Source organism: Mucilaginibacter sp. P4_G9, from assembly GCF_056400985.1.
On sequence record NZ_JBFUKF010000002.1, the window covers coordinates 58462 to 78668 of the forward strand.

General features: G+C 41.7%; 13 protein-coding genes. 2 read left to right on the forward strand and 11 right to left on the reverse strand.

Features of this window, described 5'->3' with window-relative positions; genetic code table 11:
• Nucleotides 1–31: 31 nt before the first annotated feature.
• The 9 genes from AC1DPZ_RS00635 to AC1DPZ_RS00675 form a co-directional block, all read right to left on the reverse strand.
• Nucleotides 32–1183: a DUF4249 domain-containing protein gene (locus tag AC1DPZ_RS00635; RefSeq protein ID WP_477400518.1), complete on the reverse strand. Its 1152-nt coding sequence runs from the start codon at nt 1181–1183 to the stop codon at nt 32–34.
• A 10-nt stretch (nt 1184–1193) separates the two neighbouring features.
• Nucleotides 1194–3971 (reverse strand): carboxypeptidase-like regulatory domain-containing protein, encoded by a 2778-nt coding sequence (locus AC1DPZ_RS00640; protein WP_477400519.1) that lies wholly within the window; start codon nt 3969–3971, stop codon nt 1194–1196.
• 111 nt (nt 3972–4082) lie between these two features.
• The gene (locus AC1DPZ_RS00645) at nt 4083–4829 is read right to left on the reverse strand and encodes a hypothetical protein (protein WP_477400520.1); all 747 of its coding nucleotides are present in this window, start codon (nt 4827–4829) and stop codon (nt 4083–4085) included.
• A gap of 123 nt (nt 4830–4952) precedes the next feature.
• Nucleotides 4953–5135 (reverse strand): hypothetical protein, encoded by a 183-nt coding sequence (locus AC1DPZ_RS00650; protein ID WP_477400521.1) that lies wholly within the window; start codon nt 5133–5135, stop codon nt 4953–4955.
• 390 nt (nt 5136–5525) lie between these two features.
• Nucleotides 5526–8594, reverse strand: a complete 3069-nt coding sequence (gene infB / locus AC1DPZ_RS00655) for a translation initiation factor IF-2 (protein ID WP_477400522.1) — start codon at nt 8592–8594, stop codon at nt 5526–5528.
• 59 nt (nt 8595–8653) lie between these two features.
• Nucleotides 8654–9889 carry a transcription termination factor NusA gene (gene nusA / locus AC1DPZ_RS00660; RefSeq protein WP_477400523.1) on the reverse strand — a complete coding sequence of 412 codons (1236 nt, stop codon included), beginning with the start codon at nt 9887–9889 and terminating at the stop codon, nt 8654–8656.
• Nucleotides 9890–9892: 3 nt separating this feature from the next.
• The gene (gene rimP / locus AC1DPZ_RS00665) at nt 9893–10357 is read right to left on the reverse strand and encodes a ribosome assembly cofactor RimP (protein WP_477400524.1); all 465 of its coding nucleotides are present in this window, start codon (nt 10355–10357) and stop codon (nt 9893–9895) included.
• A gap of 126 nt (nt 10358–10483) precedes the next feature.
• Entirely contained in the window at nt 10484–10993 is a 510-nt protein-coding gene (locus AC1DPZ_RS00670) for a hypothetical protein (RefSeq protein ID WP_477400525.1), read from the reverse strand.
• 224 nt (nt 10994–11217) lie between these two features.
• Nucleotides 11218–13578, reverse strand: a complete 2361-nt coding sequence (locus AC1DPZ_RS00675) for a S9 family peptidase (RefSeq protein ID WP_477400526.1) — start codon at nt 13576–13578, stop codon at nt 11218–11220.
• A gap of 90 nt (nt 13579–13668) precedes the next feature.
• Here AC1DPZ_RS00675 and AC1DPZ_RS00680 point away from each other — a divergent pair, with 90 nt between their 5' ends.
• Nucleotides 13669–14184 carry a GNAT family N-acetyltransferase gene (locus AC1DPZ_RS00680; protein WP_477400528.1) on the forward strand — a complete coding sequence of 172 codons (516 nt, stop codon included), beginning with the start codon at nt 13669–13671 and terminating at the stop codon, nt 14182–14184.
• A 205-nt stretch (nt 14185–14389) separates the two neighbouring features.
• On the opposite strand, the gene AC1DPZ_RS00685 is transcribed toward AC1DPZ_RS00680, so the two are convergent.
• On the reverse strand, nt 14390–15721 hold the full coding sequence (locus tag AC1DPZ_RS00685) for an FAD-dependent oxidoreductase (RefSeq protein ID WP_477400529.1): 1332 nt from the start codon (nt 15719–15721) through the stop codon (nt 14390–14392).
• An 89-nt stretch (nt 15722–15810) separates the two neighbouring features.
• Here AC1DPZ_RS00685 and AC1DPZ_RS00690 point away from each other — a divergent pair, with 89 nt between their 5' ends.
• Complete coding sequence (locus AC1DPZ_RS00690) at nt 15811–16344, forward strand: YfiT family bacillithiol transferase (RefSeq protein WP_477400531.1); 534 nt, start codon at nt 15811–15813, stop codon at nt 16342–16344.
• Nucleotides 16345–16457: 113 nt separating this feature from the next.
• On the opposite strand, the gene AC1DPZ_RS00695 is transcribed toward AC1DPZ_RS00690, so the two are convergent.
• On the reverse strand, nt 16458–20189 hold the full coding sequence (locus AC1DPZ_RS00695; protein ID WP_477400533.1) for an ATP-binding protein: 3732 nt from the start codon (nt 20187–20189) through the stop codon (nt 16458–16460).
• Nucleotides 20190–20207 lie beyond the last annotated feature (18 nt).

Genomic DNA, 20207 nt, shown 5'->3' on the forward strand with positions numbered 1-20207 from the left:
CAAAAGGATGGGACCTTTACTCTACTTATTATTATTGCCAAAAATCGGGGACATTTACTGTTCCTTTTAATCTACAGTCGGTACATTCAATGGTCGATGCCTCGTAAGCAACAATTTTCCCGGTAAAAGGGCTTACTATGGAGGCAATTGGAATAAGGCCTCCTTTAATAATAAAAAGGTCTACATCGTTTTCACCGTCATTATCTAAACGATATGCATTTTTTTCACACCTGCCATCATCAGGTACATACCATGTATTCGGAAAAAGATTGTTATCAATAAAAATTCTTTTAGTTTGCACGGTTGATACACTCACATAACCAATAACCGTTTCGGTTGGGTTGGTAATACCATGAATATTTCCTTTTAATTGTGATGGCTGCGCATCGAAAATGCTGCCAAGCTGTTCGGTATTTTTCCTTATGTTCTCCCAAAACTCATAAGCTTCCTTTGTAAGGGCATATTGCTTTAACAGCATGCTGTATTTTATAACCAGTTTTTCTGACGAAGGCGGGATCAGTATAATCGGATGATCAAATATTACATCCTGTGTTAGTTTTTCTGATGATGCCAAAACTATATTGCTCGATTTATCACCCCTGTAACAATAGTAAATCATCTCATCTTCCCTTCGCGGTACTATTTCGCCGTTCTTAACTACCAGGCCAGAATTATAGCGGGCATGAAATTTCCAGGCTTCTTCATAGGCCCATCGGTAATATCGCGTAAGGTTGGCAGCGTCATGAGCATTTACATTAATCTGCAATCCTTTACCGGTTATTTTATAAGTAATGCTGTCGATAGGAGGGGTGGGCTTTCCAGCAACATAATCAGATGCGTATTCATTCCCTCCTGTTTTAATATACAGCCGGTATTTTTTTGTTTTATCAAGATTCAGGGCAACGGCCAGGTAGTGCCCGGCTTTAAATTCCTGCAATGGATAGTTGATACCGCCTTCACTTTCTAATGCTACCTGCGCATTTGTTTCAAAGGCCGATGAGACGTTATCTGCTATGTTTACCGTTTTGCTTAAAGTTATAATTGTTGAATCGGAACCGCTGTTAATAACCCCTTCAACTACCAGGTAGCTGTTGGGCGCTAATATAGGTTTGGGGGCATAAGGTTTACGGCAGGCCGCTGTTGCGGTAAGCAATGCTAAACAAACCATATAATCAACCCTCATGCCCATACTATTAAAACCTGATATTGTAATTAATAAACGGAATCGGCTTGGCAAATATGGATAGCTTATAACCGCTTATTACACCGCTTTGAGCGGTGAAATAGGTTGAGTAGGCATTTGCCCTGCCGGTTAGATTATAAACACCTATAGTGAACGAATTATGGGTTAACTGATGAACCTTATGGTTACCCTCAATGTTCATAGAAAAATCAGACCGGAAATAATCTGGTATGCGGTATAAATTCCTGTCAGAATAATAAACACGTTCCGACCCACCGTATACATACTTAGCTATCGGCAATGTTATTGGCCTGCCGGTACTATAGGTTACATTTAACGATACACTAAACCTGTGCGAAAACCGGTAATTACCTATAAAATTAAAATCATGAGGTTTATCAAAGTTAGCAGGGTAGTATGTACCGCCATTAATCAGTTCACCTTCATTAGGGTTGGTTTGCCTTAAGAATGTGCGCGAGTAAGTATAGCTTATCCAGCCGTTAGCTTTACCCGTGGTTTTCTTGAGTAAAAACTCAATGCCATATGCTTTACCTTCGGTGGCCAGAACATCATTTTCAATATGATGGTTAAGTACCAGGTTTGCCCCGCTGCGGTAATCAAGATAATCTCTCAGGCGTTTGTAGTATACCTCTACAGAAGTTTCGATGGTGTTTGATTTCATGTTGTGGTATAATCCCAGCGATACCTGGTCGCCGTATTGCGGTTTAATGTTTGGATCGCTCAATTGCCATACATCTGTTGGCGCAATGGCGGTAGTATTGGATAATAAATGTATGTATTGCCTTAAAGTATTGTAACCTCCTTTTATAGATGTATTATCGCCTAATTGATAGCGCGCCGAAAGCCTGACCTCGGGGCCGGAATATGTTTTGATAAATTTACCACTGGCGTAATTTGTACTATCCAACAAATTTGAACTTGTTTTAGGCAGGTTTGGCGCATAGTTATATACTGTTTGCGGCCCCAGGAAACTATATAAAGAATAGCGTACCCCGCCACTTACCGACAAATCTTCGGTAAAATCATATTTATCGCCAAGATATAATGCGCTCTCCAATGCGCGCTGGGTTGGAATTACATCCGGCGCTACCAATGATTTTGGATTATTGGGTTGGTAATTGCCGGGGTGTAGTTTATAAAAAATAGAGCTTAACCCGAAATTGACGGTGTTTTTGCGATTGAGGTAATAAGTAAAATCGGTTTTAAAATTGGTTTGATTGATATCAAAATTAAGTTTGTAAGCATTTACCGGGTTATCATAGCTGGCAATATTGTATTGATACCTGTCGATACCTGCACCTATAACGCTAAACAGCTTATCGTTAAAGTTATGCTTCCATTTAATATTGGCGTTCCTGTTGCTGTAACCGTATGAAGTATCACTGTTCAGTTTAAATTTATCCTTGCTTAGGTAGGTTGATACATAAATGTTGTTCTTATCATTTACCTGGTGGCTTATATCAAGGTTTAAATCATAAAATGAAGCCTGGCTGTGCTTGTATGCTTCTGGTAATAGTTTTAACAACCAATCGGAGTAAGTGGTACGGCCGCCAAATGAAAAGGAGGTTTTATCTTTAAAAATAGGACCCTCAACGTTAAGCCTGCTGGTAATTAAACCAATCCCTGCCGATCCGGTAAACTTCTTTTTATTACCCTCGCGGTTGGTAACATCCAGCACAGATGATAAACGCCCGCCAAATTTTTCGGGAATGCTACTTTTATAGAGTTCTATATCTTTTACAATATCAGGGTTAAATGACGAGAAAAAACCAAAGAAATGTGAGGGGTTATAAATGGTGGCATCATTCATTAAAATAAGGTTCTGATCTGCCGAACCGCCACGTACGTTGAAGCCTGTAGTTGCTTCGCCCACGGATTGAACACCTGGCAGCGTTAATACCACCCTTAAAACGTCGGCTTCGCCAAAAACGGTTGGCACCTGTTTAATGCTCTTGATATCAAGGCGGTTTACACCTAATTGTACATTACGCACATTGGCTACCTTCTCGGCCGATATCTTCACCTCTTTTAAGCTGGTTACCTGTTCCTTCATTTCAATAATCAGTTTCCCATCTGAGTAAAGCACAATCTGGCGGCGGGTGTCGCGCATGCCTAAGCCCCTGACGCTTAAAATTTGCCTCCCTTTTGGCAGCGAGAACGTAAAATAACCAAACTGATCTGTGGCTACCCCCGTTTTGGTATTGGTAACGTAAATACTGGCGCCTACCACGGCTTCGCCCGATTTGCTATCACGTACATAGCCCGATAATGTGGCACTCCCGGTGCCGATGGTATTTGTTTTGATCCCGATTTCATACAACTTATTTTCTGTAGTAGCTTCAGGAATTATCTTGTCTTTTGCATCGGCAAAATTTGTTGCCGGTATAGGAATGTTATTTTTTATGGTTTCAGGTGCGGCCTTAATGCCAAAGAAGCCGGCGGCAAGCGAGGGTTGTATCTCGCGCCCTTTTGTAAGAAACACTTCGCCATCGGCAGTAATTGCGTAATGAAAATCAGTGTTTTTAAAAGCAGTGTCAAGCACTGTTTCCACAGGTTTATTATCCAACTGCATAGTTACCTTTAAGCTATCAAACATTGCCGGCTCGTAGTAAAAATGATAGCCGGTTTTTGCCTCAAGCACGGTAACAAACTGTTCAACAGTGACCTGTTGAAAGTTTACGCTTATTAACCGTACCGTTGCCTGCTGGCAATACCCCGCTTTTAGCATAATCAAAAAACAAAAACTTAAAAAGTAAATTTTTTTCATCGGTATATTTTAATTTTCACATTATACTATACCTGTTAAGGTTTTATACATGGGATACCTGGTCATAAAAACAATGGTGGTATGTTAATTACACTTGTTTACAGGAGCGCTTTATTTTGATAATTGATCGTACTCGGCAGCAATCACACGCATAGCCTTTTCGGGATTATCCTTAAACCTAATTTTATTAGCCTTAATATATTGCTGCAGTTCTTTTTTTTTATCCTTTAATACTTTCAATAAAGCGCTTTGCCCACTTATCCTGTAGTAGTTATTATTTTTTTTCAGGAAAAAATCTTTGGACGCTGCAGTAAAAAAAGTCTCGAGCGTTGTTTGCGTAGAAGTACTTTGAATACTTTTTGACCATTTAACTAAAGCCTGCACATTCCCGCCGTATAACTCGTCATAAAATCCGGTATTTATTGATGCCGCAGTATTCAATGAATCGGCAGCCAGGTATACAAAATGATGTTCAAGCAGATCGAAACTATGCACCCTTGATTTCAGTAAGCTGTATTTAGAAAATCCGTTGTATAACAAAACAACAACATCATCTTTGTTAATATCATACATCATCGGCACGTTGGAATAAATTATACCATCGTAGGTAACTGTGCCCTGCCTGAATGCATCTATATCTAAAAAAAAGGCATTGCCTTTTATAAAAGGGTTATAAGGCTGGTATTCGGGGCCATTATACAGGCGAGACATTTGGCCTATGGAAGAATTATACGCATCAACTACCCGGCCTATGGCTTTTTTTTGCATAAGGCTATCGTCAGTTACCGTTTGGCCACGGGCACGGTCACTTAAAAAAATACAGGCGATAAAAAAGCACAGGAGTGGTTTGCTTATCATTTAGGTTTTATAAAAAAGGAAATGTACATTACTTTTAATTAATAATCAAACCAGCGTTTTAAAAAGGCCTGCTTATATCAATAATGTATTGATTATGTTACAATTGCATGTGCCAGGTAAATATCACGCGGGAATCTTCATCTCGACGAAATAGCCCGGGTTTGTTCGTTTGCGGAAACTATAGTGATTCCCGCAGGTTGTACCCGATAGGACGTTCCAGGTTTCTTTATCAAATAATAATAATAACGCTTTGCTAAACCTTCGTTCATGGCGGTAGTTGGAATCGGGCTTGTGCTGATTTAGCATACGGTAGTTTTTGGGTTAATAAGATTAAAGTTTTTTTGGTTGGCCAAAAGTATGCACCAATGTTTATGGACACAAATAATAATATGGAACGTTTGTTAAACAATAGGGGGCCATTTGTTAAAAAAGCGAGGTATTTGGGCTTTAGGTTCCCCGGCGGGCACATTCGGGCGCTACCGTCTCATCTGCTTCCTGTTCGCCGGGCCAAAGGTTGCCCGCGTGGATTCTTCTTGGTTCGCGGTGACCCTCGATACTATTGCCCTGGGTTAACGCTTCCCGCCGCCAAAAATCATTCGGATTTTATTCTTTGATTGAACCCATGCCGGGTGCACAAATAAAAAAGGGCCAATCTTTAACAGACCGGCCCTTGTATTTTTAGGTAAGCTGATGTTATTACAATTTCCGCTTAACTTCTACATTCTCGTAAGCTTCAACAATGTCGCCTACTTCAATATTATTAAAGTTTTGGATGTTTAAACCGCACTCGTAACCGGTTAATACTTCTTTCACGTCATCTTTAAAGCGTTTCAGTGAAGCAAGCTCGCCGGTGTAAATTACTACACCATCACGTACTATGCGGATTTTGCTGTTACGGTTAATTTTACCGTCGAGCACCATACAACCTGCAATGGTACCCACCTTGCTGATCTTGAAGGTTTCGCGAATCTCAACGTTAGCAACAATCTTCTCTTCAAAGGTTGGTGCAAGCATACCTTCCATCGCGGCTTTTATCTCATTGATAGCATCATAGATGATAGAGTAAAGCCTAATATCTATCTGCTCGGCCTCGGCCAGCTTACGGGCGCTTCCTGACGGACGAACCTGGAAACCGATGATGATGGCATCAGATGCAGAAGCCAGCAATACGTCTGATTCGGAGATCTGACCTACAGCTTTTGATATGATGTTAACCTGTATCTGCTCGGTAGATAGTTTCAGCAATGAATCTGATAACGCTTCAATTGATCCATCCACGTCACCCTTAACAATAATGTTAAGTTCCTTAAAGTTACCAACTGCCAAACGACGGCCGATTTCATCAAGCGTGATATGTTTTTGAGTGCGTAAACCTTGTTCGCGTTGTAATTGCAGGCGCTTGTTGGCAATTTCACGTGCTTCCACTTCGCTTTCCAATACGTTGAACTTATCACCGGCTGTTGGCGCACCCTGCATACCCAATACCTGTACAGGTGTTGATGGCCCTGCAGATTCAACCCTTTGGCCACGCTCGTTGGTTAACGCCTTAACACGACCACTGTAGCAGCCTGCTAAAATCGGGTCACCTACTTTTAAACGTCCTGATTGCACCAGGATAGTGGTAACAATACCGCGGCCTTTATCCAAAGCAGCTTCAATAACCGTACCTACGGCACGTTTATTAGGATTGGCTTTAAGCTCTAATATTTCGGCCTCCAGCAATACTTTCTCTAATAGCAAGTCGACATTTAAACCGGTTTTAGCCGATATTTCCTGCGACTGGTATTTACCACCCCACTCTTCAACCAAAATGTTCATAGCCGATAGTTGCTCACGGATCTTATCCGCGTTGGCACCCGGCCTGTCAATTTTATTGAAAGCGAAGATAATTGGTGCACCTGCAGCCTGCGCGTGGTTTATAGCCTCGCGGGTTTGCGGCATCACGCTATCATCAGCGGCAATTACTATAATTACAATATCTGTAACCTGTGCACCCCTTGCACGCATGGCGGTAAACGCCTCGTGACCCGGAGTATCCAGGAATGTTATTTTTCCTTTATTATCGGGCAATGTTACTTCATAGGCACCAATGTGCTGGGTAATACCCCCTGCTTCGCCGCCTATAACGTTTGTTTTACGGATAAAATCAAGCAATGATGTTTTACCATGATCCACGTGACCCATAATGGTAACAATAGGTGCACGCGCAACCAGGTCGGCCGGATCATCAATCTGATCAAGGTTGGCCTCTTCATCCTGTGGTTTCACAAACTCAACCTGGTAACCAAATTCATCGGCCACAATGGTTAAAGTTTCTGCATCAAGCCTTTGGTTTATAGATACGAACATACCCAGGCTCATACATGTTGAAATAATCTGGGTTACAGATACATCCATCATGCTGGCCAGCTCATTCGCTGTAACAAACTCGGTAACCTTTAGTACTTTTGATTGCAGTTCCTGCTCCATTGCCAGTTCTTCGGCAGTAGCGGCAACATCATCACGTTTTTGACGACGAAACTTAGCCCGTTGTGCAAATTTCCCCGATTTTCCGGCACCACTTAAACGGGCAAGTGTTGCTTTAATCTGGTCTTGTATATCTTTTTCAGATGGTTCTTCCTTAGGACCTGTGTTTTGAGGGGCATTACGGCTGTTCCTGAAATCGGGACGATTACCGCCACCCTGGCTTGGTCCGCCGTTTCCCGGGGCGCCATTAGTTCTGTTCCTAAAATCAGGACGGTTTGGATTAATGGTTCCACCACCAGATGGTGTATGTGGAGGATGGCTACCGCCACCTCCGCCTTGCTGGCCATGCGGATGGTTGCCGCCACCGCCGCCACCTTGCTGCGGATTTCCCTGGCTATCTTTACGTTTTCTTTTGCGTTTATGATCAGCTGCGCTGTTGGCGTTTGATGATGATGCTATAGGATTACGTTTTGGTGCGTTAACCGGCAACTGTATTTTACCAATAATGTTAGGACCGGTAAGTCTTTCGGCCTTAGCTCTTATAACTTCATCATCAGATTCAGCTACAGGAGCTTCGGCAGGTTTTTCGGCAACCGGAGCCTGTATAACAGGGGCTTGCTCAACCGGTACAACCGGAGCTTGCTCAGCCACAACTTTCGGCTCTTCGGCTTTTGGCGTTTCGGGAACAACCGGTTTGGGCGCTTCTGCTTTAGGAGCTTCTGGTACAATCTCTTTTGGTGTCTCAACTTTTGGTTCCGGTTCCGGTTTTGGTTCCGGAACTACTACTGCTTCCGGCTTCGGCGCCTCTGCTTTAGGCTCAACAACCGCTGGTTTTTCGGCAACGGGTTGTGGTTTTGCATTTAAGTTATTGAGGTCAATTTTACCAACTACCTTAACACCAGGCAATACATCGCCGCGATCCTCGATTTTTTCGGGAGCAACAGGTTCAGCCGGTTTTGGTTTTTCTGCCTGGGGTGAAGTATACTGACCAGTATTTTTGATCAAGATCTCTTCGTTCTCAAAATCCCTTGAGCGGCGGTTTTCCACTGGCTTTTCAGGAAACGGCGCAAGATCTTCTTTCCGTATCTTTCCGATACTGATCTGCTTAGCTTCCTCTTTGATGCTTTTATCAACAGCAAACTCCTTCAACAATGCGTTGTACATGTCGCCATTTAGCTGGGCCATCGGTTGCTTGTCAACCTTATAACCTTTCGTAGCCAAAAAATCGACAATGGTACCCATACCAATGTTGAGTTCTTTTACTGCCTTAATTAATTTTATTGATTTGTCTTCTGACATTTATTATATTTTCTCTGCTAATTATCGCAAAAATACGATTTTAATTTTGGTTATTATGCTTATTCAAACTCAGCATTCAATATTGATAGCACTTCTTTTACCGTTTCCTCTTCCAGATCGGTACGTTTTACCAATTCGCCAACAGTTAAAGCCAATACCGATTTTGCTGTATCTAAACCAATTCGTTTAAATTCATCAATTATCCAGCTATCAATTTCATCTGAGAATTCTTCGATATCCACATCCTCATCATGCTCATCTGCCTCGCGGTAAACATCTATCTCATAGCCTGTTAACTTGCCGGCAAGTTTAATATTATGCCCGCCGCGACCGATCGCTAAAGATACCTGGTCGGGTTTTAAGTATACAGCCGCTGTTTTTTTCTCATCATCTAATTTAATAGATGTGATTTTAGCAGGCGACAATGCACGCTGAATATAAAGCTGAATATTGTTGGTGAAGTTAATCACGTCGATATTCTCATTTTTTAATTCCCTAACGATGCCATGTATACGTGAACCTTTCATACCCACGCAGGCACCAACCGGATCTATACGGTCATCATATGATTCAACCGCTACTTTGGCTCTTTCGCCCGGCTCACGCACAATTTTTTTAATGGTGATCAGTCCGTCGAAAATTTCGGGTACTTCAAGCTCAAACAAACGCTGTAAAAACTCAGGTGCGGTACGCGAAATAATGATCTTAGGGTTGCTGTTCAGCATATCTACCTTATAAACAACAGCTTTTACACTATCGCCTTTTTTAAAGTAGTCGGCCGGGATCTGCTCCGTTTTTGGAAGCAACAATTCGTTACCTTCATCATCAAGCACCAGGGTTTCTTTTTTCCAAACCTGGTAAACCTCGCCGGTAACAATTTCGCCAACGCGATCTTTGTATTTTTTAAAGATCTCGTCTTTTTCCAGTTCTAAAATTTTTGAAACCAGTGTTTGGCGTGCCGCTAAAATAGCACGGCGGCCAAAGCTTTCCAGGGTGATCTGCTCAATTTGCTCGTCGCCCACTTCCAGGTCTGCATCAAACAATTTTGCCTCTGCCAGTTCAACTTCCAGGTCATCATCTTCACTAAACCCATCTTCCATAACCTTACGGGTTCGCCAGATCTCTAAGTCACCATTATCGGTGTTAACAATTACGTCGCAATTTTCATCGGTGCCGTATTTTTTCCTGATCATGCTTCTGAAAACGTCTTCCAAAACGCTCATCATGGTTGGGCGGTCAATGTTCTTGAAATCTTTAAATTCCTGAAAAGAATCAATTAAATTAATATTGCTCATTTTCTACTTGAATGATATTAAAACTTTTGTTTCTGTTATTTGATTAATAGGGATAACGCTTTCAACAGTTTCGGCCTTTTTCCCTTTTTCTTTTATTTTTTCTTCAATTATGATGGCATCCTCGGTTAATGCCGATAAAATACCTTCACGTTTAGTGCCATCGGCCATCTTAATGCCTAAAGTACGCCCAATGTTTTTGGCATATTGCCTTGGGGATAACAGTGGAAAGTCAATCCCCGGCGATGATACTTCCAGGTTATAAGCGGTTTCTATCACGTTCTCTTCCTCTAAATGGAAACCCACATGCCTGCTTACTGCCACACAATCATCAATCCCTACACCATTGTCGCCATCCAACAAAACGATGAGCTTTCCGTTCGAATGCATTTTAACATCCACTAAAAACAAATTCGGCTTATCGGCTATCTTTTCTTCTACGAGTTCCCGTACTCTTTTTTCAATGTTCATTACCCGCCTTTTTGATTGATAATTTTTAATTGATAAAATAAAAGAGGGGGCTATAATTGCCCCCTCTTTTATTCATTGAGTGCAAATATAATCAAAATTATTAATTTTTCAAGCACATAGGATAGTTTATTGCTTAAAAATCAAATCTGTATAGTGTAAATCCCCCAGTTTGTTGTGCCCCATGATATAATCGGAGGCGCTGGTATTCGCGTCAAATTTATAGTAGCGCACAAAATAGGTTTGTTGTGCCGCAAATGGTGTATCCGGCGTAAACATAACCGCGCTGTCTTTTACCAAATACTTACCCGGTTGAACCGGTTGATAGTTTTTCAGATCGGTATCGGCGGGCATTTTATAAACGGGCACCAGGCTTTGCCAGTTACCACCCAATGAATCGCGGTTGATATCCTGCATTATAGCATAGTCAATACCGGTTATTTTGATGGAATGTTTATCGGGCGTGAGGTGTATTTTAATCTGGTTAGTTTTGGGTTGAGAGGAAGAGCAGCCGGTAGCCAAGAACGCCATCGTTATATAAACTATTTTTAAACTATATGAAACTATCCTGTATCTATCGGATTCCTCCGCCCTGGAGTTTTCTTTTTTTACCCGCTCATTAATTAAGCCCGTTGTCATTTCGAACGAACCAGCAGGGGGATTGCACGCTGGGGTGAGGAGAAATCCTATACGCCCTGCTTTCCAACAAGCTAATCGTGATGCGGGGCGTATAAGATTTCTCCTTCGCCCCTGCTCTCTGTCCCCCGCCGCTCTATCGAAATGACAATCTACGTTTATAGACTTACGAAGTTTTAAAAACTTCGTAAGTCTGGAGTTTCGCCCCTTGTCCTGTTTGTCTCTCATCATCTCTTCAGCGTTTGCTCAAACAACTTAAAAATCCGCTTATACTCATCCGTCCAGCTACTGGCTTGTTCAAAGCCGTGATCTTCTACCGGGTATGATGCCAGCTCCCAGTTTTCTTTGTGCAGCTCTATCAGTTTTTGGCTCAGGCGGATGATATCCTGGTAGTTCACATTCTGATCTATCATGCCGTGCAACATTAGTAAATTGCCTTTTAATCCATTGGCAAAATATATGGGTGAGCTTTTACGGTAAGCCGTTTCATCGGTAAATGGCTCATTTAAAATGTTGGATGTGTATTCGTGGTTATAATGCGCCCAATCGGTAACGGAACGGATAGCTCCGCCCGCTGCGAAAACGTCCGGCTCGGTAAACATACCCATCAGAGTAATAAAACCGCCGTACGATCCGCCGTATAAACCAACATGCTTAGGGTTTACGCCGTATTTATCAACCAGGTATTTTACACCATCAACCTGGTCTGTTAAATCTTTACCGCCCATATGGCGATAGATGCCGGTACGCCAGTCGCGCCCATAGCCGGCGCTTGCTGTATAATCAATATCAATAACGGTATAACCATTATCGGCCAGCATATTGTTGAACATAAACTCGCGGAAATAATAGCTCCAGGAATAAGTTACTTCCTGCAAATAACCTGCGCCATGCACAAATACAACAGCAGGTTTGTGCGGATTGGCTTGTTTGGGCAGGTAAAGCCGCGCATAAACATCGCTACCATAGCGGTTTTTAAAGGTGATGACCTCCGGATCCCGCCATGGGTACGACCTATATTCGGCACTTACCGAATTAGTTACCTGCATAGCTTTTGCACCTGGCTTATTAGCCTGCACATACAGATCCCATGGCTTATTGGAGTACGAATAGCGGATAGCCAGCCATTTTTCATCGGGCGATAGTGTTACATCATTACCGCCTTTCATGCCGGTTATTTTAGTGGGAGTGCCGCCACTAACCGGGATGCTGTAAAAGCTGGTTGCACCGGGATGATCGATATTGGCCGTAAAATAAAACTTCTTTTTGTCGTTGGCCAATTGCAGGGTTTGTACCTCCCATTTGCCACTGGTTAGTTGCTTTTTGGCAGCTGTGTTTACATCAACTATATATAGGTGTGAGTAGCCGCTGGCCTCGCTCTGGAAATAAAAGTGATTATTATCAATAAACCCCACATTACCTGTTGCTGAGTCGTCTATACCGGGCCCGCCAATCCACGCTTCATCCCGCTGGCGGTCCAACAGGGTTAGTTTGCCGGTTAAAGGGGCAAGGCGCATGATCCAGCGATCTTTATTATCCAGGGCAGAGATGATCACAACCGCATTTGCACCGTTATCACTCCAAAAAGGGCCTTCTATGGTTACCTGCCTGTCGGCATTTTGCTTTTTAAGTTCCTCAAGCTCTTTGGGGTAATCCTTTACATAATCGGGCAGGTCTTTTATACCGGGGATATCATTGGTGATAATACGATAAACCGTATCGCGTTGCCTGTCGAAAATATAGGTTTCGGAAGTTGATGATGGCCGTCCTACTTTGGAGCGGTTAGGAATATCCTCTGTAAAACCCGATTCGGTTACATAGTTAGGAACTATCGCGTTTTTAACATCCTCTGCGGGTTTGATTAGCCTATAGGTTACAAACCGTTCATCCGGACTGGCCTTAACCCTGCCAACTCTTTTATCGCCAAAAACCAATTCCTTTAATTGTTTAGGCTCCATGGCAGCATTCTCTACAGAATCATATTTTTCTTGTTTTTTCTCGATTTTTATAATATCAAACAATTCAAATTGTTGTTTTTTAAGCCATTTTTCCTGTTCGTTAACCTCATCCTTGCTTTTTTTACCTTTTACTTTCACAAAGTTGGTTAGCTGTTCAAGTCCGATACCGTTAAGTTTTAAGGCAAACAGGTTGTTGCTTTGCGAAAATATTACCCGGCTTTCATCGCCACTAAAAACCGGTGAGCTCTCGCGCTGTTCGGTGTGGGTGAGCTGTATTGTTTTGCCCGCTTTAAGATCTTCCAAAAACAGGTCTCCATTTTTTTCAAAAACCTTTTGGGTATGTGTTTTATTCCAGCTACCATTACCGGGTAAGCTGCGCCGATCGGCAATACTCACTTTTTGTGGCGTAATGTTAGCTGGAGTGACGGCAAATAGCCCCTCAGTGCCTGCTTTATCAGGGTTCCAGGTAAAAAGAACCTTCTTGCTGTCATCGCTCCAGTGGATATTTGAGGGCGATACCCCAATCCACTTTGGGTCGCGCATGATCTTTTCTATAGTAAGCGTATCAAGCTTTTGGGCAAATGCAGCTGTAGTGTTTGCGATTAATAACAGCGTAAATATTTTTTTCATTGTCGGTCTTTATCCAGCGTAATAATTACGCGAATGCAATTTAACAGTTTAGGTTTGGTTTGCTAATTTTAACCATCTTATTGTTACAAAATGGAACTACACGGCCAGGGCTTTACATTACGGCAGTTACACGAAGGAGATGCGGCATCGCTGCAAAAACATGCAGATAATACCAATATCAGCGATTTTTTATTTGATCTGTTTCCATCGCCTTATACTTTAGCTGATGCTATCGCTTTCATCAAATTAAAAATGACCGAAGAGCCTCAAACTCATTTTGCTATTGCTGTTGATGATCAGGTTGTTGGTGTGATCGGGATTGATTTCAGGGAAGATATTTATAGCAAAGCGCCATTGATAGGGTACTGGATTGGCGAAGCGTATTGGGGCAGGGGTATTATGCAACAGGCATTAAAGCTGGTAGTTGATTACGGTTTTAACAATTTAGATATTGTGAGGATACAGGCCGGGGTGCTTGGCAATAACCCCAAATCAATGCGGGTACTGGAAAAAGCCGGATTTGTTAAAGAAGGGGTTTTGAGGAACGCTATTTTCAAGAAAGGTGTTATTTTGGATGAGCATGTATATGGCATGGTGAAGGGCTAAAACATTGACAAAAACAAAGCTTTTGGGCTGTTTATTGCCGGGCCACAAAAGCGTAAGTTGTTGATAGTTAGAGATAAAGCGTTCCGCCCAGAATTTTAAACAATAGCTAATGTATTGACTATCAGCATAAATAGTGTTCCACCCCGTTCCATGTGTATCAGGCGTTCCGGTGGAACGCTGAATTAGCGCAAAGCCTAAAACAACCTTAATTTACCAATCGCCCGGCCATGTCCACTGTTCGTGCAAATGGGTTTAAAAATTTATTTACCAATACAGCAAATTCCCGCCTGGTCACGGGGCGGTTCATATCAAAATCAGTAGTAAATTTATATTGCGTTTTCCAGGTTTTGGCCGTACTTGCCTGCAATGTTTTAGGATCTGCAAGGGTTATCTCGCTGATGAGCGATAACAGGTTACCAACTGTAAACCTTGTGGCAGGCTTCTCCCTGTTAAACCATAAAAAAGTACGTGAATAGATCTCATTCAAAACGGGCTCAATTTCGGCAGTATTAACAGCCGAATCGGGCACAAAAAACATTCGTGTGCTGTTGCTGTTTTGCACTCCCTTTAACAAGCCTGTAGCCCCAACCTGTTGAACAGACCTGAAATACGGGTCGTCTTGTTTGATATCGGCAAAAGGCACCAGGGATGCTCTAAAATCCAGCAGCTCGCCCTGTATAGCCCGCACATTTAATTTGCGGGTGGTAGTTTTGAAAAATGCGCAAAAGGCTGCAGTTGCACCGGCACCCTGTCCCAGTGTAAGATAGTTGGGCAAGTATTGTATATTATCTTCGGGAATAAGCTTGGCTGTTATCAATAAATTATCGGCGCTTTTTGCCACTATCGCGCTAAGCGGGATGCAGTAAGCAGGCAACTGAGGATAATTGTTTTTGGAAAGCACGGTATCGCTGTGCACTCCCCCCAAATCGTTACCTGCCGCGATGCTGGTACGATATGTTGCCGCCCCATAATTGCCGGCAACGGGCTCAAAAACTTTAAAGTTTGGATTGAATTTCTGGGTGGCTATACCATCTTTAGTGGCATCTATGATCACTTTGGCTTTTATTAGCTGCGATGCGCCATCATGGCTGATGGTTACCTGCCAGGCATCGCCATCTTTCTTAATGCCTGTAACAGGTGCATTTAGTTTTATGCTGAGGTTTTTTACGGTGTCGGCTATTTTTTTAAGGATAGCAGCCCCGGTATAGGGTTCAAAGCGGAGGGGGGCGTTATAGGTGGTATCGTATCCGGGTGTTGCTTTATAAAACGCCATTACCCTTTTACGAAATTCGCCCCAGATACCTGAGTGCAGATCCTGGCCGACGGCAATCGTTAACATAGTTTGGGAAACCATGGCGGGGCATAATTGCGGCCCCTGCTCAATAAGCAGGGTTTTTATTTTGCTTCGCGCTCCCTGAATTGCTGCCGCGGTACCGCCGGGGCCGCCCCCGACTACCAAAATATCGGTTTTAATGGTTTGAGCGTATGTAAATGAACATTTTAATAGCAACAGTACTAAAAGCAGCTTTTTTATCATCGGTATAAATAACACGTACAGAACGCTAATTTAGACTAAAAGCTTGTGGTACTATAAAATTATAGCTAATTTAATTTTTTTTAAAGCTTATGACAGACGAACAAATGAAATACCCTATAGGGAAATTCGCTCCCCCGGCATCATACACCGATGAGAACATACGCGAGTGGATTGATGACCTGCGTACACTGCCCGGCAAATTGCGCAATGCCATAGCCGGTCTAAATTACCAGGAACTGGATACCCCATACCGCACAGGAGGCTGGACATTGAGGCAGGTGATCCATCACCTGGCCGATAGCCATATGAACTCTATTACCCGTTTTAAACTGGCGCTTACCGAAAGCAACCCCATAATAAAACCCTACGAGGAAGCCGACTGGGCGTTATTACCAGATTATCGCCTGCCTGTTGAACCGTCATTAAAAATACTGGAAGGAATCCACATTCATATGGTGGCCCTGTTTGAAAGTTTTACCGAAAACGAATGGGAACGCACCTTTGTACACCCGGCATCAGGCGATGTTGTTTCGCTTAAAAAGGGACTTGCACTTTATGCATGGCACAGTAATCATCATTTGGCGCATGTTACTGAAACGGTGAAGAAATTCGTTAAAGCTTAAAGCCAGAAGGTCAAAGGCAAAAGGTTTTAAAGCAATAACAGTTGACTTTGAACTCTTTTAATAAGCAAAGCTGAAGTTACCTTTAACCTTTCGCCCTTTACCTTTCGCCTAAATTACGCGGCTGGAAAGCTCAGGTAAAAAGAAGTCCCGATATTAATAGTAGTTTCAAACCATATCTTGCCATTGGCATTCTCGATAGAGTTTTTAACAAAGGCAAGCCCCAGCCCCGTACCCGAGCTTTTGGTGGTGAAGTTGGGCTCGAATATTTTTTCGCGCATGTTTTCGGGGATGCCGTTACCGTTATCCTTTATAGTAAGTAACACGTTTTTACTGGTTACCAGGTAATTGATATCTATCAGCCCTTTTCTGTCGGGTGGTGTGGCTTCAATGGCATTCTTTAACAGGTTATTAAAGCAACGTAACAATTGATCGCGATCGGCATTAATGATAAATGGCGTTTCGGGCGGGTGAAAACTAATGTGAATATTATCCATCTGTTTAAAAATGGTAACTGCCTGGTTTAGCATATCAAAAATGTTAGTAGGCTCGATACGGGTATCGGGCATTTTAGCAAATGCCGAAAATTCGGATGCTATTGACGACAGGCTTTCTATCTGTTCAACAAATGATTTGCTGAAGCGCTCAAATTTTTGATCAAATTTAGGATCTTTATCCCGCCATGATTTATCAAGCAGTTGTAAGCCCAGCTTCAAAGGCGTTAAAGGGTTTTTAATTTCGTGGGCAACCTGTTTGGCCATTTCCCGCCAGGCACTTTCACGTTCGGACTGGGCAAGCCTGTTGGCACTATTTTCCAATGCCGATATCATTTTGTTATACTCCTTAACCAGGGCCCCTATCTCGTCGTTACGTTGCCATTTTATTGGCTCATTCTTTTTACCATATATGGTTCTGCTCAAGGTATCCTGTATAAAGCTTAATGGTGTAGTAATTTGCCTTGCAATAATAATAGCAAACAAACCTATGGCGATAAAAACCAGCGCGTATACATTGATCATTACATTAAGTAACGAACTGATTCGTTCCTTGTAGTCGGCCTCGTTAGAAAAATAAGGCAATTGCACATAAGCAACTGTTTTGTTACCTGAAGTTACTATAGGGGCATAGGCCGCTTTATAACTTAGCTCACCTATACGCTCGTCATTCACAAACTCGGTTTTTTGCAGCTTGCTTAAAAATATATAGGCCCTGGAGTTCATTTTTTTTGCTACCAGGCCATATTCGTAAATTTTGGGCTGTGTTGTTACCAGGGGTACCCCATTCGTATCAAACAATATCAGGTCGGTTGAGTAGGTTTTGGCCAGGTCATTGAAGTCAACCTGGCTTTTTTCATTCACATTATAAATGTATTTGTTTAATATGCCTGTTTGGAATGCCTCGGTAATGCTGGTAATCTTATCCCGGATCTGTTTATCCTGCTGTTTTTGGTACTGGTTACCAATAGATATAAAAGTGATAAAACCTACAACTATAAGCGTAACCACTACCGCAAATATCATCACAAACTGGATGCGGGTTTTATAAAGTACCTTATCAAAATTTATCCTGAAAGTCCAGCGGATCTTATCATCTTTAATACTTAATATTCTGATACGTACCCAGGCTCCCCTTAAAATTATGACGACGGCGCTAAATATCAGCAAAGCCAAGAAAAAGAAGGTAATGGAAGTTACACTATAATATAATGGATTTACCTCCTTGCTCACCACTATTAAATTACGTTTAGTGGGTTTATATATCAGGTGCTCATACTTGGTAAAGGTATTGTACCATTCGGGATTATTGCTTTTAGTTGTTTTTACAGTATACTTTTTAAGCGTGCCATTAAAATCGGTGTTATTAAGGGAGTAAACATAATTCCCTTTTTGACTTTGCAGCTTATTATCGATATAGTACGCATATGAATAATCCTTAAGCTCATCCTCACTTTTTAAATTACCATCTATCAATAACTCAGGAAAAGTTCCTACTAACGATTGCAGCGGTTTTGACTTAAACTCAACCACCAATGTCCCCAGTTTTTGGTGCCTGTAGCTTATAGGCAGTATAGCAAAGTAACTCTGAAATCCAAACAACTCGTTGATCCGGTAAAAATAAGCCGACACCTTAAACGAACTATAAACCACCTGGTCTTTAAATACGTTCAGCGAAAAATTATCATCGGACATTGGCTGGTCCATCGCATCATATTCATGTACTTTAAGGCCATATTTTGATAAGTAACCATCAAAATAAAGTTTTTGAAAACGAGTTTTAAGGTACTCGATATTATGCACATTTTCTTTAAAGTAGCGTATGATAGCCGTATCAGTAACAATCCTGCCTTCTACTATTTTAAAAGAGTTTTCGGCCGAACGGTCATCGGGTTCTTCCAGCTTGTGTATCACTCCCTTGCGAATATGTTCTTCTTTAATGCTCTCAAAATGATTAAGCCTAATGGCCGAAATAAGGGCACATATTAAAAGGATGCCTAAAAAAGTACTTGTGGTAAGCCTGCTACCCTGATATATAAAGCCATACGCCCTGATCATGACCAACAACATCCACAACAGGTAAAACACAGTAAACTCATGGTAGAAAGCAAAAACAATTGTAGTGATGATAATGCTTGCTGCGAACAAAAATGCCTGGTGCGATCTTGGAACATGCAGTTTAAGGCACAGAAAAAGTACAACCTCGTCAATCAGGTAAAAAATAAGGAAACTAAAACAGAGCATTAAAACACCCAGAATACTGAATGAAGACAGGTTAAGTACATTGTTTACATTAAAGTTGATGTCTGAGTTAACAACAAGATCATAAAACAATCTTAATAGTGATGTAGAAACAGCTATAAGCAGTAATATACAGCTTATTACCGTAAAATAGCCGGCAACATTGCCAAATACAATAGTAAACAGGCGGCGCCGTTGCAGGTATACAAAAGCAACGAACCAAAAAACACATAATATATTGATGCAAAGATCGCCCAAAGAAGGATATAAAATACCGGAATGGTAAATTTTAGGATCAAAGACCTTGAGCATTCCATTAAAATCGGGGAGGTGATAATGTAAGTTAACAAATCGGAGCAGTACAATAAACAGCCCCATAAACACTGCGGATAACCAGGCATATCCATTTGCAGCTACATAGCAGCAAATATTATGGATTAAAATGCAAAGTGTTACGATTGTTAAAATCCATATTGCTAACTCGTAATAAATAAAGGCATCGTTAACGGCCCCTGGCTTTTGTTTTACAGAAAACAGGTAATCATTATTAATGCTATGTATATTATAAACATCCTTGTCAATAAAATTGGCAATCTCAATATTGTCACTGGGAGTAAGGTCCCTTGCGAAGGTATTTTGAAGGTATTGGTTGGTAAATGCATAGTTAATTTTTACCGGGATGAAAAAGATAACGGAGAAATCGCCCTCAGTTTTTTTAATCGCCTCGTAGTAACCATTAGGTTGCTTAATAAACGAATTCCCTTCTTTAATAGCATCTAAGCTATCAGGCAAAACTTTAATGCCACTCCAAAAGCTTAACCGGTTTTTATAAGCAGTTACAAACCAAATGTTCTTTTGGGTAGTAAAATCATTAATGCTGTTAATGGCATCCTGGTCATTATCGGTAAGCGTTTTAAATTTATTAAACTGTACTTTATCGGTTATTTGTTTATTAACGTAAGCTTCTTTTTTATGTAAATTATCCTCAAGTGTTTGCGCTGTTTGCAACAGGTTATTTATTGGGGTATATGTTTTTTGGACAATAATGGCCGCAAACAATAAACCAATACCTATCAGGGTAAGCAACAAACGTATTTTTCCGGATGCGGTCAAATTATTATCAGATAAAAT